At 72.5% G+C, this 13965-nt stretch carries 16 protein-coding genes; 9 read left to right on the top strand and 7 right to left on the bottom strand.

What is annotated here, in order from left to right; all coding sequences use genetic code 11:
- Window positions 1-53 precede the first annotated feature (53 nt).
- The 3 genes from AB0C04_RS02225 to AB0C04_RS02215 form a co-directional block, all read right to left on the bottom strand.
- Window positions 54-1250: an epoxide hydrolase family protein gene (locus AB0C04_RS02225; RefSeq protein ID WP_357049059.1), complete on the bottom strand. Its 1197-nt coding sequence runs from the start codon at window positions 1248-1250 to the stop codon at window positions 54-56.
- A 196-nt stretch (window positions 1251-1446) separates the two neighbouring features.
- Window positions 1447-1776 (bottom strand): hypothetical protein, encoded by a 330-nt coding sequence (locus tag AB0C04_RS02220; protein WP_357047057.1) that lies wholly within the window; start codon window positions 1774-1776, stop codon window positions 1447-1449.
- Window positions 1777-1813: 37 nt separating this feature from the next.
- Window positions 1814-2047 carry a hypothetical protein gene (locus AB0C04_RS02215; RefSeq protein ID WP_357047055.1) on the bottom strand — a complete coding sequence of 78 codons (234 nt, stop codon included), beginning with the start codon at window positions 2045-2047 and terminating at the stop codon, window positions 1814-1816.
- Window positions 2048-2220: 173 nt separating this feature from the next.
- Here AB0C04_RS02215 and AB0C04_RS02210 point away from each other — a divergent pair, with 173 nt between their 5' ends.
- Window positions 2221-3057 (top strand): hypothetical protein, encoded by an 837-nt coding sequence (locus AB0C04_RS02210; RefSeq protein ID WP_357047053.1) that lies wholly within the window; start codon window positions 2221-2223, stop codon window positions 3055-3057.
- 128 nt (window positions 3058-3185) lie between these two features.
- Here the strand turns inward: AB0C04_RS02210 and AB0C04_RS02205 are convergent, their stop codons facing one another.
- Window positions 3186-3860: an SUMF1/EgtB/PvdO family nonheme iron enzyme gene (locus tag AB0C04_RS02205; protein ID WP_357047051.1), complete on the bottom strand. Its 675-nt coding sequence runs from the start codon at window positions 3858-3860 to the stop codon at window positions 3186-3188.
- Between the two features lie 67 nt (window positions 3861-3927).
- The gene (locus AB0C04_RS02200; RefSeq protein ID WP_357047049.1) at window positions 3928-5076 is read right to left on the bottom strand and encodes a low temperature requirement protein A; all 1149 of its coding nucleotides are present in this window, start codon (window positions 5074-5076) and stop codon (window positions 3928-3930) included.
- A 166-nt stretch (window positions 5077-5242) separates the two neighbouring features.
- Between AB0C04_RS02200 and AB0C04_RS02195 the strand changes: the two genes are divergently transcribed.
- Window positions 5243-5707 (top strand): hypothetical protein, encoded by a 465-nt coding sequence (locus AB0C04_RS02195; protein WP_357047047.1) that lies wholly within the window; start codon window positions 5243-5245, stop codon window positions 5705-5707.
- 3 nt (window positions 5708-5710) lie between these two features.
- Here the strand turns inward: AB0C04_RS02195 and AB0C04_RS02190 are convergent, their stop codons facing one another.
- A complete protein-coding gene (locus AB0C04_RS02190; RefSeq protein ID WP_357047045.1) occupies window positions 5711-6214 on the bottom strand; it encodes a hypothetical protein in 504 nt (167 codons plus the stop codon).
- 156 nt (window positions 6215-6370) lie between these two features.
- Here AB0C04_RS02190 and AB0C04_RS02185 point away from each other — a divergent pair, with 156 nt between their 5' ends.
- Window positions 6371-7018: a phosphatase PAP2 family protein gene (locus AB0C04_RS02185; protein ID WP_357047043.1), complete on the top strand. Its 648-nt coding sequence runs from the start codon at window positions 6371-6373 to the stop codon at window positions 7016-7018.
- Window positions 7019-7048: 30 nt separating this feature from the next.
- On the opposite strand, the gene AB0C04_RS02180 is transcribed toward AB0C04_RS02185, so the two are convergent.
- On the bottom strand, window positions 7049-7864 hold the full coding sequence (locus tag AB0C04_RS02180; protein ID WP_357047041.1) for an A24 family peptidase: 816 nt from the start codon (window positions 7862-7864) through the stop codon (window positions 7049-7051).
- A 591-nt stretch (window positions 7865-8455) separates the two neighbouring features.
- Here AB0C04_RS02180 and AB0C04_RS02175 point away from each other — a divergent pair.
- The 6 genes from AB0C04_RS02175 (at window position 8456) to AB0C04_RS02150 (ending at window position 13946) form a co-directional block, all read left to right on the top strand.
- Window positions 8456-9022 carry a hypothetical protein gene (locus tag AB0C04_RS02175; protein ID WP_357047039.1) on the top strand — a complete coding sequence of 189 codons (567 nt, stop codon included), beginning with the start codon at window positions 8456-8458 and terminating at the stop codon, window positions 9020-9022.
- 89 nt (window positions 9023-9111) lie between these two features.
- Entirely contained in the window at window positions 9112-10008 is an 897-nt protein-coding gene (locus AB0C04_RS02170; RefSeq protein ID WP_357049056.1) for a hypothetical protein, read from the top strand.
- 37 nt (window positions 10009-10045) lie between these two features.
- Window positions 10046-10705, top strand: coding sequence for an SAF domain-containing protein (locus AB0C04_RS02165; protein WP_357047037.1), 660 nt, complete (start codon window positions 10046-10048; stop codon window positions 10703-10705).
- Between the two features lie 2 nt (window positions 10706-10707).
- Complete coding sequence (locus AB0C04_RS02160) at window positions 10708-11508, top strand: ParA family protein (protein WP_357047035.1); 801 nt, start codon at window positions 10708-10710, stop codon at window positions 11506-11508.
- A complete protein-coding gene (locus AB0C04_RS02155; RefSeq protein WP_357047033.1) occupies window positions 11498-13039 on the top strand; it encodes an ATPase, T2SS/T4P/T4SS family in 1542 nt (513 codons plus the stop codon). The genes AB0C04_RS02160 and AB0C04_RS02155 overlap by 11 nt, the downstream gene beginning before the upstream one ends.
- A gap of 4 nt (window positions 13040-13043) precedes the next feature.
- Window positions 13044-13946 (top strand): type II secretion system F family protein, encoded by a 903-nt coding sequence (locus tag AB0C04_RS02150; RefSeq protein ID WP_357047031.1) that lies wholly within the window; start codon window positions 13044-13046, stop codon window positions 13944-13946.
- The last annotated feature ends 19 nt before the right edge of the window (window positions 13947-13965 follow it).

Here is a 13965-nt window from a genome sequence, read left to right as displayed (position 1 = left end):
GGTCGACCAGGCGATCGAGGATGGCGCGCTATAGAGCGCGAACCTGAGCGGGTTCAGGATGTCCGTAGCGGCTGGAACACGGCCCGCATCTCGGCCGCGAACAGGTCGGGCTCCTCCCAGGCGGCGAAGTGGCCGCCACGCTCGGCCTCGTTGTAGTACGCGAGGCCGGGGTAGACCATCTCGACCCAGCTGCGCGGGGCAGGAAAGAGCTCACCGGGGAACGTCGTGAAGCCGACCGGAACCGAGACCGGCGGAGGGGCCTGGCCGGACGCACCGGCCGCGGCCAGGAACCGTCCGAATTCCCAGTACCACCGGGCGGACGAGGTGCCGGTGCCCGTCAGCCAGTAGAGCGTGACGTTGTCGACGATGCTGTCCCGGGTGAGACCGCCCGTCGGCTGGCCGTCGACGATCGCGCGGGAGATCTTGTAGTAGCTGTCCGTGTCGTGGTCGAACATCCAGGCCGCCAGCCCGATGGGTGAGTCGATCAGGGAGTAGCCGATCGTCTGTGGCCGGGTGGACTGCTCCAGGAAGTAGCCGAAGCCGTCCGTGGTGAACGTGTTGAGCGCGTCGTGCGCCGCGCGTTCCTGCTCGGACTTCGCCGGCAGCTGGTCCTTGATACCGATCGCCCCGGCGAGCAGGTTGACGTGGATGCCGAGCAGCCCGTCGGGTGCCTGGCGGCCCATCGCGTCCGTGACGGCGGCGCCCACGTCGCCACCCTGGGCGACGTAGCGCGAGTAGCCGAGGCGGTTCATCAGCTCCGCCCACGCGCTCGCGATGCGGCCGTTTTCCCAGCCGAGCTCGGTCGGCACGCCCGAGAAGCCGTAGCCGGGCAGTGACGGCAGGACGAGGTGGAAGGCGTCCTCGGCCCGTCCGCCGTGCGCGGTCGGGTCGGTGAGCGGGCCGATGACCCCGAGCAGCTCGACGACCGAACCCGGCCAGCCGTGCGTCATTATCAGCGGCAGGGCGTTCTCGTGCTGCGACTGCACGTGGATGAAGTGGATTTCGACGCCGTCGATGTCCGTCGTGTACTGCGGCAGGGCGTTCAGCTTCGCCTCGCACGCGCGCCAGTCGTGATCAGTCGTCCAGTAGCGGGCCAGTTCCTGGACCGTCGCCAGCTGTACGCCCTGGGAGCGGTCGCTGACCAGCTCGCGGCTGGGCCAGCGCGTGGCCGCGATCCGCCGATGCAGGTCGGCGATCGCTTCTTCCGGCGTGTCGAGCCGGAAGGCACGGATTTTGCTGCCGTTGGCCATCGTCCCCACCTCCTGGGCTGGTCGACCGGTGCCGGGGCGCTGGCGGGTCGGCCGCTCGCCGCTCATGGTCACACGACGACTCGGCGGTTCGATCACAAACATTGGTAAAAGCCCGGATTGTGCTGCCGGTGTGACCGCCAGGGTTGCGAGGTCAACCCGCGAGCAACTGATGAGGCGTGACCATGCCCCGCGCCGGTCAGATGCGTCGTGGCCGGATCCGGTGACCGGCACGCTGCCGGCCCTCGGCGAGCAACAGGTCCACGGCGGCGAGAACCGCCTGCCAGGCCTCGGCAACACCCGGATCGCGCCGCTTTGCCAGCCGCTCGAAGGTCACGAGGCTGCGTCGCACCGAGTCGAGGTGGGGGTCGAAGGCCGAGGGCCGACTCCAGTGCAGGTAGCGAGGTGTGACACAGAGCCACACCTGGTCGACTGCCCGATAGCGTCTATTGCCGAGCGAACGCTGGCGGAGATAGGCCAACCGTCCGAGCGCGAGCGTGTCGGCGAGTGGCAACTCGACCTGGGCCATCTGATCATGATGATGGAGATCCACCTCGATCAGCGACTCAGACAAGAACCTCGCTCGCGGTGACCCGCATCCGGCCCAGCACGTACAGCCGCTGGTCGTGCACGCCGACCGGACATACCAGGTCACCGGGGCGGACCTTGGCCCGCAGGAAGCTGGGCATCGAGAGGTGCGGGCCACCGAAGAGCACCTGCAGGGGTACGTGGGCGGCCGCGGCGGTGGCGACGGACCGGCAGCGGTCCTTGGCCCAGAAGACGGTGTACGGGTCGGTCACGGCGAGCAGCCTAGGAGCCCGTTGGGACACTTTCCCGGCACGGCGGCGACGGCGAAGCGGCCTGCTCACCGGGCGGTGGTGAGGTGTCACCCGGGGCTTGACGGCTTGAGATAGCTTGTCGTCGGTCTACTTGGGGAGATCCCCAGAATCCTTCGGGGGAAAGAAGCTGTTACGTGTCACTTTGGAAGAAGACCACGATCGTGGCGGTCTCGGCGCTCACCGCACTCGCGGTGTCCGCCTGCGGCTCGAAGCCCGGCTCGTCGGACGCGCCGGAGCAGCCCAGCGTGCTGGAGCTGCTCGCCAGTGATCTCAAGGGGTCGTTGCAGAAGACGATCGACGCCACCGACAAGACCGATTCGGTGACCCTGACGATGAAGGGCGCGGCGGGCGGCGAGCAGATCTCGATGCAGGGCGTCCTGGACCTGGGCGACCCGGTCAAGGCCGAGATGACGACGACGGGCCCGGACGGCGCCCCGACCACCGTGCGGATGATCGGCGCCGTGGTCTACGTGGAGATTCCGGCGGAGGACCGCGCCAGCACCGGCGGCAAGCGCTGGATGAAGATGGACCTGAGCACCGTCGGCGAGCAGGCGGGGATGGACCTCACCAAGCAGTTCGAGGACGTCGACCCGACCAAGCAGGTCAAGACGCTGCTCGCCTCCGAGGGTGTGACGGTCGTCGGCCAGGAGACGGTGAACGGGGCGGCCACCGTCCACTACACCGTCACCACTCCCGTGGCGACCCACCTGGGGCAGCTCGACGCTGAACTGCGGTCGGGCGTCGAGAAGGAGTTCGCCAAGCAGGGCGTCAAGGAGATCAAGATCGACCTGTGGGTCGACGAGCAGTACCGGCCGCGCCGGGCGGGCATGGTCATGGGCAAGATGGGCGACATGGTGGTCGACTACACCGACTACGGCAAGGCGGTGAGCATCGAGACGCCGCCGCCGGCGGAAACCGCCGACTTCGCCGAGATGCTGGACGGCCTGAAGGACCTGGCCACCCAGAACTGACCAGGGCCGGAACACTGCCCGGCCGGCGACTCTTCGCCGGCCGGGCAGTGCCGTCTCAGGAGGACGTTCCCCGACTCGACCCACAGGCGGACCCGCGACCAGCCGCACGGAGCGGGCGAGGGACGTGCTCAGCGGCGGGTCGAACGCGCGACGCGGAAACCCACGTCGTCGACCTGGAAGCTCGGGTGGCTGCGGCGCCGCACCGAGGCCCGGCAGCTCCAGTGCTCGTCGAACCAGCCGCCGCCACGGAGCACCCGGTAGCTGCCGTAGACCTCGGCGTCGTAGACGTCCCAGCACCAGTCCCAGACGTTGCCGAGCATGTCGTGCAGGCCCCACGCATTGGGGCGCTTGCCGCCCACCTCGTGGATCCGCTCCTGTGAGTTGCCGCGGTACCAGGCGATCTCGTCGAGCGGCCCGTAGCGCGGGCCGGTGGTGCCGGCCCGGCAGGCGTACTCCCACTCGGCTTCGGTCGGCAGCCGGTAGCCATCGGCGGTGCCGTCCCACTCGACGTCTTCACCGTTCGCGTCGAGGCGGTACGCGGGCGCCAGGCCGTGCCGTCCGGACAGGGCGTTGCAGTAGCGGATCGCGTCCCACCAGGAGACGGTCTCGACGGGAAGTCGATCGCCCTGGTGGCTGCTCGGCCGCTCACCGGTGACCTGCGCGTACTGGGCCTGGGTGACCGGGAACACCGAAAGTTGGTAGGGCGCGAGCGACACCGACCACTGCCGCTGCGTCCGCCGGTCGGAGAGCGTCACCCGCCCCGCCGGTACGGCGATCATCTCGCGCTCCGGGCTGTCGTCCATGGCTGGCCGATCGTAGTCGCGCGGTTTGCTCACCGCGGCGCGGGTGGGACAGGCGAGCTGCGCCGCCTCACCCGCGCTCGCGGGGCGCGAAGACCGCGGTCCACTCCAGCACGGCCACGATGAGAAGGATCGCGGCGCTGGCCGCGGTCGCCACCAGCAGGGGCAGTCCCGCCGTCAGCAGACCCACCACGAGCAGCGCCGGCAGCGCGGCCAGCCGGGGCCAGGAGAACCGGCGGTCGATGGCGGCGGAGAGCAGCAGCCGGCCGGTCAGGAAGAGGGCCGGACCGGCGACGACCACCGCCACCGCGCCCGGCTCGGTCGGGTGGGCGATGGCCAGCTCCGCCCCGACGGCGGTGGCCACCACCCCACCGACCATCACCAGGTGCAGGTATGCGGAGCCAGGGCCGAGCCGGGACGGGTCGGCCCGCTCGAGGGCCTGGCCCAGACGTCCGCCGGCCGGCGTGATGTAGAGCAGCCCGGTCAGCACGGCCATCGTGAAGACCAGCAGGAAGGCGGCGGTCTGCGCCAAACCCAGGTCGGTCGCGGCGTACGCCAGGCCCGCGACCAGGATCAACTCGCCGAGCGAGATGATGAAGATCTGCTGGAACCGCTCGGACAGGTGCCCGCCGGTCAGCCGCAACTCGTCCCGGCGGGCCCGGCCGAGCCCCGGCGTGGGCCACCCGACGCTCGGTCCGACATAGTCCGTCGCCATGGCGATCAGCCAGAGCGGGACACGCGCCACCGGCACCAGCGCGCCGACCAGCCACAGGGCCCCGCTGGCGCAGAACCAGAACAGGATCCGCAGGCTGCGCGAACGCCGCGGGTGACCGCGCAGCAGGATGCTGGTGAGCACGTTCCGGCCGACGTTGAGCGTGACGAAGGCGCCCGCGAAGAGCGGCGCCCGGTCTCCCAGCGCCTCCGGGACGGCCGTGCCCATCAGCAGGCTGGCCAGCGCGGCGGCGACCAGGATCAAGCGCACGACCGTGGCGCTCGGTGCGAACCAGTCGGTGAACCAGGTGGTGGTCACCCAGACCCACCAGAGCGTGGCCAGCAGCAGCGCGGTCCGCAGCGCGCCGCCGACGTTCAGGTCGGCCAGCAGGATGCTGGCCAGTTGGCTGAGCGCGAGGACGAACGCCAGGTCGAAGAAGAGTTCCAGGAAGGAGGCGCTCACCGGGTCTTCACGGTGCCGCAGCAGCCGTTCCGGCGCGCTCGCCATCGGCACTCCTCCCGGTGGCGCCCTGCGGATGTCGTACCACGGGCGGGAGGGCGGGCGACGGTGGAACGCGAAGAACGACCCGGCGGGCGGTCGTGTCGTTGATCCGGCTGCACCCCCCGCCGCCGACGTACACGGTGGGGGCACCGATCGTCGAGGGGGGACGCCGATGACCAGTCAGCGGGAGACCGTGCAGGTCGACTCGGACCTGTTCCGCACCGTCTACGACTCACCGGCCTCGCTGCCCGGCCGGCACCGCTGGACCACTCCGGAGGCGGACGTACGGCGGCTGGAGAAGCTGCTCGGCATCCCGCCCCGCAGCATCGGCGCCCCGCTCTGGGTCAGCGGCGACGAGCCGGACTGCCCCAAGTGCGGCCGTCGGGTGACCTGGTACGACATCGTCTCGTCGGCGCTCTCCGGTGTGCACGACCGCACGATGATCGCCATGGTGATCCTCGGCGACCGCAAGTACGTCAACACCGAGGTGCCGGACGCCATCCCCGGGGTCCGCTGCGGTGACTGCCACACCGCCATCGACGGGTTGCGCAGCTTCAAGTGCCACAACTGGGCGTACGCCTTCGAGGAGCTGGAGAAGGTCCGCGAGCGGATGTCCGGCGGGCTTGAGACGGCGTGAGTCTCAGCCCGCGGCGCGCCGGGCCGGCCGCCGGCCCGGCGGGGAGGGCGGCTCGGGGCCGGGGTCGGGCACCGGGGGCATCGCCCCGCTGACCGGCGCCCCGCCGGCCACCCGCACCTGCTCGCCGTGGTGCCACAGCTCGACGGTTTCGTGGGTGCGCAGGGTGCCGGTGCGGACGTCCAGCGGCTCGCCGTCGACCCAGAGTCGGATCAGCGTGGCGTTCGGCGCGCTGACCACGGTGTCGCTGAACTCCGGGAAGGCGTAGCCGTCCTCCGGGAAGCCGAGTTCGGCCCGCTCGTGGAAGCCGTTGAGGTAGCTGCCCGGCATTCCGTAGGGCGCGCCTTCGTCGAGAGTGCCGCGCCAGCCGATCCAGCCGTTGCTCAGCGCGAAGATCGATTCTGTCTCGCCGAGCCGGTCCAGGTCGGCCGCCGTCCGGCGGATCCGCCAGCTCCCGTCACCCTCCGACGACCTGCTGCCAGCCGGCCCGGCCGTGGCGGTGGTGTGCACGCAGCCTCCTGTGGTTCCGACGACGCCCCCGGATCGTGGCAGACCCGGCTGTGAGACCGCTGAGGACGAAGGTCAGGGAGGGGTGCTGACCAAAGCACACTGCGGTGACACTTCGGGAATCGGTACCTTTACTCAAGGTGAACACAGCATGAACGGATGGTGAGGTTAGGCATGGTGGAGGCCGGCGCGACCGACGTACCGGAGATCAGCGTCGACTGGTACCAGGACATCGTCGACGCGGCCGCCGACAGCCCGCAACCGGTGCAGTGGTTCGCCGGGCACTTCACCGAGGTGTCGATCCTGCTGCTCGGCGTGCTGCTGCTGGTGGCGGCCTTCACCCGGCTCGGTGGCGGTCCGCGGGACCGGGCGCTCGCCCTGGTCGCGCCGGTTCCGGTGGTCCTGGCGTACGGGTGCAGCGAATGGCTCAAGACGGTGGTGGACGAGGACCGGCCGTGCCGGGCGGCCACCAGGGCGATCATCGCCGGCAGCTGCCCGCCGCCGGGAGACTGGTCGTTCCCGAGCAACCACTCCACCATCGCCGGCGCGCTGGCGGTCGCCACCCTGCTGCTGTCCCGCCGGTTCGGGTTGATCGCGGTGCCGATCGCCGCACTGGCCGCGTTCTCCCGCACCTTCGTCGGCGTGCACTATCCGCACGACGTGGTCGCCGGCGTGCTGCTGGGCGCCCTGGTTGTCCTGCTGGTGACGCCGTTGTTGGCCCGCCCGGCCGCCGAGCTGCTGCGCCGCCGGTCGCGCCAGGCCGAGGGGCCGGTCACCGACCCGGTGGGCGGGGCCGGCCGCCGCTGAGCCGACACGGCGGCGCCCGGCGAGCGGTGGTCAGTTGGCCAACAGCAGGGCGCCTACCGTGCCGAGCACCAGGAACGGGCCGAACGGGAGATGGCTGGACCACCGGGCGCGCCCGGCCACCAGCAGACCGAGACTGACCAGCGCGGCCAGACCGAGGGCGAGCAGCAGCCCGGCCACCAGGACCGGCCAGCCGTACCAGCCGAGCAGCACGCCGACGCCGAGCGCCAGCTTGGCGTCGCCCAGCCCGAAGCCCCGCCGGCCGAGCAGCAGGGTGGTGGCGGCGAAGAAGAGCGCCAGCCCGGCCCCGGCCAGCGTGGCCCGCAGCCAGGGCCCCGCTGCGCCGCCGGTCAGCGCGGCCAGCCCGAGCAGCGCCCAGGCCCCGGCCGCCGCCGGGTAGGTGAGCCGGTCCGGCAGCCGGTGCACGGCCACGTCGACGAAGCAGAGCGGCACCGCCCAGCCGAGCCACCAGGCGACCGCGGCCAGTTCGGCGGCGGGCGGACCGAGCAGCAGCAGCACCACCCCGGCCGCCAGCACGGCCAGCTCGACGGTGACCGCCGGCGGCCCGACCCGGAACCGGCACCGCGCGCAGCGGGCGGTCGGACCGAGCGCCGGCCATGGGTGCCGCAGGCCGACCGGCGTGCGGCACGCGGCGCAGCCGGCCCCGGGTGCGGCCCCCGGCGGCACGGCGTGCCGCAGCACCGCCAGTCGCAGCAGCGGGGTCAACGCCAGCGTGGCCAACACCCCCGCCGACCGGCCGACGGCGGGTGGCTCGACCGCCTCGGACGGTGCCGATTTCGGTGCCGACCCGGCACCGGACGGGGTCGTCGACGGGCCGGTCAGCGCCATGACGGCCGTCCGGACGGGCAGCCGGAGCGGCCGAAGACGAACACGGCGTGTAACTGAACGATCGCTAGGGTGTAGCGGATGGCGCGGAAAGCGACCTCGCGCGGCGCCCACTCCGGTGCCGCCGGACGCCGTGCCGCGCCGGCCCGCACGTTGGTTGACCGGGACACCGCGCCAGGGGACGGATCGGGCCAGATGCCGCGAGCGGGTCGCGCGGAGCCCTGCTCCGGGCGGTCGCACCGCCCGCCCGGGGGCGAACCGCGCCGAGTGCCGGAGTTCGTCGCGTACCGCTGGCGCACGTCCGGCTCGGACTCGACCACCGTCACCCCTCACCACCACCTGTCATCACGGAGAGTGTTCGAATGAATTGCCTCTGTTGCATCGGCGAACGTCAGCCTATGCTCGCCCCTTGGGTGTGACGCAAGCCTCACCGAGCCGATAGGAAGACACCGAAACTTTGCATTTATGAAAGATCCGTAAACGTAAATGCGGCAGCGAATCCACAGCTCCGGATGTGACCATTCGGGCGCGCTTCCGCATGCCCGGCGGCCGACGACGCGGTGGCCGCCGGGTCGCCACCGAGGAGGCACGGCGGTGCAAGGACGGCAGCACAGCCGAACGGCAATCTGCCTGTTGACGGTCGCGGCGCTGGCATCGGCGCCGGCGTGCGGCACCGGCCGGGAGGCCGTCGTCCAGCCGCCGGCACACCCGGCAGCCGAACACGCAAAGGATCGGAACGCCGACGAACAGGCCGCGGGAAAGGCCGCGCTGAACGCGTATTCCGGCTACCTCGCCGCATCCCGTACGGCGGGTCGGCGCAGTGATCCGCACGCGCCGGAACTGTCCCGGTTCCTCGCGGATCCGCTGTTGACCCGGGTCCGAATGGCAATTCGCGAGGCGAAGGAGCACGGCGCGATGCGTACCGGGACGCTGAAGTCCGACCCCACGGTGACCGCCGTCAGCCTCGACTCGGTGCCGGCCACCGTGGAGATCCAGGACTGCCTCGACGCGACCGGATACCGGCTGGTCTACGCCAAGGACCAGCGGGTGGTGCCCGGCAGCGGCGCGAAACGGTACCTGGCCACCGCCACCGCGACCCGCTATCCCGACGGCCGCTGGCTGATCAGCGCGGGCGCGGCTCACCAGGACCAGCCGTGCTGACCTGGGGAGGAAGGGGTGTCCCGGTCCGTCCACCCCGGACCGGGACACCCCGCCAAGCACGGCTCGGGCTGGTGCTCGGGGTGGCTCTGCTGCTGGCCGCTGCCGGCACCGCGCCGGCCGCCGCCCGCCGGGGCGACCCGGGCGGCGATTGCCCACCCGGGCAGCACGACTGCAGCGTCTGGGACGACGAACCCGGCACGCCGGGTGGTGGCGGGGACAACGGCGGGGGTGGCGACAACGGCGGCGGTGGCGACAACGGCGGGGGTGGCGACTCCGGCGGCGGCACCGGCAAGTGTTCGTGGGCCGGCCGCACCGTGCGCTGCTACGACGACGTGCTCGGCTGGTTCAACAACGGCAACGGTTGCTACTACAAGCTGGAGGAGCCGCAGCCGGCCGACACCCCCGAGGGCAAGCAGTGGTACCTGCTCACCTGCAACGGTGGCGACCTCGGCGATCAGCACAGCGAGCTGCTCGACGGTCCCCCGCCCGGCTACGGCGCCCCGCCCGACCCGGAGGAGCTGGCCCGCAGGGCGCTGGCCCGGATCACCATCTCGCCGCCCCGGGTCGCGGTGGCCCCGCGCCGCAGCACCGGCCCCGGCCTGGTCGGGCTGCCGGTCTGGATGTGGGGCAGCAAGGGCCGGCAGTACTTCGGCCCGGTGATCCGCGAGTCGGAGACCGAACGCGGGCTCACCGTGACGATCGAGGCCCGGTTCGACCGGATCGTCTGGGACATGGACGACGGCCAGCACGTCACCTGCAACGGCCCCGGCACCGAGTACAAGGTGAACGGCCCGCACGCCGGCAAACGCTCCCCGACCTGCGGCTACCACCGCGGTTACGCCAAGGCCGGCAGGTACGAGGTGAGCGCCACCACCTACTGGACGGTGACCTGGCGCGGGGGCGGCCAGAGCGGGGTCATCCCGGTGACCCGGTCCACCGGCACCGTGCCGATCCAGATCAACGAACTCCAGGTGGTGACGCGATGAACGCGACGAACGAGCAGATCTGGACGGCGGTGGCCCGATGAGCCTGGCGACACGCAACGGAACCGGACCGGTGGAGGCGCCGGTGAGCCCGCCGAAGGTGGTCCGGCAACGCCGGATGCGCCCCGGCCTGCTCGGCCTGGCCGTGCTGCTGATCGCCCTCGGTGGGCTCGGCGCCGCCTTCGCGGTCACCTCGGTCCGGGCCACCGGCAGTTACCTGGCGGTGGCCCGCCCGGTGGAGGTCGGTCGGCAGCTCAACGCCGACGACCTGGTGCCGGTGCAGGTGGCCGGCGGGCAGGGGCTCTCCCCGGTAGCGGCCGACCGGCTCGACGAGGTCGTCGGCAAGCGGGCCGCGGTGTCGCTGACCCCGGGCACCCTGCTGACCATGACCCAGCTGACCGACGATCCGCTGCTCGGTCCCGGGCAGCAGCAGGTGGCGCTGGGCCTGGACCTCGCCGAGGTGCCCGCCCGGGAGCTGCACCCCGGTGACAAGGTCCTGCTGGTCAGCACCCCCGACGACAACGCCGGGTCGAGCGCCACGGCCGGCACCCGGTTCGAGGCGACCGTGATCGACACCAGCACCTCGGAGAACGACGACGAAGTGGTGGTCTACCTGGCGCTCGCCGTCCGGGACGTGCCGGCGGTGGTGGCGTTGAACGCGCAGGAACGGATCGCCGTCGTGCTGACCGAGGCGGCCTGAGCATGGCGATCATCGCGCTGGTGTCGGCGAAGGGCTCCCCGGGCGTCACCACCTCGGCACTGGCCGCCGCGCTGACCTGGCATCGGCGGCTGGTACTCGCCGAGTGCGACCCGGCCGGAGGCTCGATCCTCGCCGGCTACCTGGGTGGCGCGCTCGACGGGCCGCGCGGCATCGGCGAGCTGGCGGTCGGCGAGCTGCGCGACGGCAACCTGGACACCGCGTTCTGGTCGCAGCTGGTGGACCTGGACGCGCCGCACCGCGAGCGGCTGCTGCTGCCCGGGGTGGTCGACCCGACCCAGTCCGGCAGCGTCACCCCCCTGTGGCAACGCTTCGCCGACTTCTTCACCGGTCTCGACCGGGGGGCGCCCCCGTACGACGTGCTGGTCGACTGCGGTCGGCTGCACGTGGCGAACCCGCCCTGGCCGCTGCTGCGCGCCGCCTCGGTGGTGCTGGTGGTGACCCGCTCCGAGCTGCCTGACCTCTCCGCCGCCCGGGCGACGGTGACGGCGATCCAGCGGGACTTCGCCGAGCACCGGGTGCCGCCGGGCACTCTGCGGCTGCTGCTGGTCGGCGGTGGACACAGTCGCAGCGAGATCAGCCGGGCGCTGCGGCTGCCGGTGATCGCGCGGTTGCCTGACGACCCGCGTACCGCCAAAGTGCTCGCCCTCGGCGGGACGGTGCGGGCCGGACGGCCGCTGATGCGCGCGGCGGCCGGGCTGGAGGTGCCGGTCGGCGCGCTGCTGGACCGGCGCCGGGCACGGCTCGCCTGGCCCGTCCAGCAGGGGGTGCCGGATGCGATTTGAGCCGCTCTCCGGAGATCCGCGTCGGCAGCCGCCCGGCGCCGCCACCTCCACCGCGCCACCGCTGACGCCACCCAACGGCCGGCACCACCCGCCGCCCGACGCCCCCGCGACGCCGGCCACCGCGCCGCCACCGGAGTCGCCACCCCGGCCCCGGGTCGACTTCCAGGTGGTCCGCGAGCTGCGCCGGGAGCTGACCGAACGGCTCACCCTGTGGCAACGCGGCCGGGAGTTCACCGTCGACGAGGAGGACACCGAGCGGGCCCGGCTCGCCGTGACGGTGGTCGCCGAGTACGCCGACTCGGTCCGCCGGGCCGGCACGCCGATGCCCGCCGGCGAGGAGCGGCTGCTGCTCGACCAGGTGACCGCGGAGCTGATCGGCCTCGGCCGACTGCAGACCCTGCTGGTCGACGACACCATCGAGGAGGTCCACATCCTCGGCTGCGACCAGGTGCGCATCACCCGGCACGGCGGCGGCGTCGACTGGGCCGAGCCGATCGCCGACAGCGACGCCGAACTGGTGGAGATCCTCCAGGCGGCGGCCCGCCGGGCCGGGGCCACCGAGCGGTCGCTCTCCACCTCCAAGCCCACCCTGGACCTGCAACTGCCCGACGGCAGCCGGCTGGCCGCGGTGTTCCTGGTCAGCCACCGCCCGTACGCGGTGATCCGCAAGCACAACACCCTGGACGTCAGCCTGGACGACATCGCCGGTTCCCGGGCCGACCTGGACGAGATGATCGACCCGCTGCTGCGCGACTTCCTCCGCGCGTCGATGCGCGCCGGGCTGAACATCATGGTCGCCGGCCTCGCCGGGGCCGGTAAGACCACCGTCATCCGGGCGCTGATGAACGAGATCCCGCCCGACGAGCCGTACGTGCTGCTGGAGGAGAGCCGGGAGCTGTTGCCGGCCCGCCGGCGGCTGCGGCACCGGGCGGTGATGAGCTTCGAGGCCCGGGAGGGGCACGGCGAGCGCGGACTGGACGGCCGGCCGGCCGGCGAGGTGACCATCGCCGACCTGATCCCGGTCTCGCTGCGGATGGGCGTGCTGCGGATCATCGTCGGCGAGGTCCGGTCCCGGGAGATCGTGCCGATGCTCCAGGCGATGACCACCAGCCGGGGTTCCATGTGCACCATCCACGCCCGTACCCCGGCCGGGGTGAGCGAGCGGATCGTCGAGCTGGCGCTGGCGCACGGCCGGGAGATGACCGTCGACCAGGCGCGCCGGATGGCCGGCAACGCGCTCGACCTGATCGTCTACGTGACGATCGAGGACGAGACCGCGATCGGCGGGCGCAAGCACCGGTTCGTCTCGCACGTCGAGGAGGTGATCGGGGCCGGTGAGCACGGCCGCATCACCACCACCGCCGTCTTCGCCCCCGGGCCGGACGGCCGGGCGGTCCCCCAGCACCTGCCGGAACGGGTACGCGACCAGCTGCTCCGCGTCGGCTACGACGCCCGGCTGCTGACCCGGTGGATCGAGGCCGGCACCGGTGCCTGGCGGCGGTCCCGGCAGACCCGACTGGGCCGGCGGTGACGGCATGCGCGACAACATCGAACTGATCGCGGTGGTCTCCGGGGCCGCCTGCGTGGCCGGCCTGCTGCTGGTGGTCGTCGCCCTGGTCGGCACCCGGCGGCCACCCGGGCCGCAGCCGGGCGCCGGCCCCGGGCTGAGCCGGCTCTGGTACGGCTCGGGCAGCACCCCCCGGGAGCGGCGGGCGCACCAGGCGCTGCTGCTCGGCGCGGCGGCGACCGGCGCGCTGGCCTTCCTGCTCACCGGCCTTCCGGTGGTCGGCCTGCTGGTCGCGGTGGCGGTGCCCGGCACGCCCTGGCTGTTCAACGTCGGCCGGGCCGAGCAGCGGGCCATCGCCCGGATCGAGGCGGTCGGCGAGTGGACCCGCCGGCTCAAGGACGTCTCCGCCACCGGGCAGGGGCTGCAACAGTCGATCATCGGCACGGTCGGCACCGCACCGGAGGAGATCGAGGAGGAGGTACGGCTGCTCGCCGCCCGACTCCAGGCCGGTTGGCTGGCCCGTACCGCCCTGCTGGCCTTCGCCGACGAGATCGGCGACCCGGTCTGCGACCAGGTGGTGGCCGCGCTGATCCTGCACCTCACCGACCGGGGCGAGCGGCTCGGCGACGTACTCGGCTCGATCGCCGGCGCCGCCGCAGCCGAGGTCGCGACCCGTCGGGAGGTCGAGGCCAAGCGCACCCAACCCCGGTTCGCGGTCCGCTTCCTCACCGGGATGACCCTGGCCACCCTCGTCTACGGACTGCTGAACACCGAGTACGTCCGCCCGTACGGCACGCCGACCGGGCAGGTGGTGATGGCGGCGCTCGGCGCGGCGTTCATCGGCCTGCTGGCCTGGGTGCGCTCGATGAGCCAGCCGCAGCGCCCGGCCCGCTTCCTGCCCGCCCCCGACCCGCAGGAGGTCATCCCGTGAGCGCGAGGAGTGAGCTTGC

The sequence above is a fragment of the Micromonospora sp. NPDC048909 genome (genome assembly GCF_040649635.1).
GTDB lineage: Bacteria > Actinomycetota > Actinomycetes > Mycobacteriales > Micromonosporaceae > Micromonospora.
This window is presented reverse-complemented; position numbering and strand designations above follow the sequence as displayed.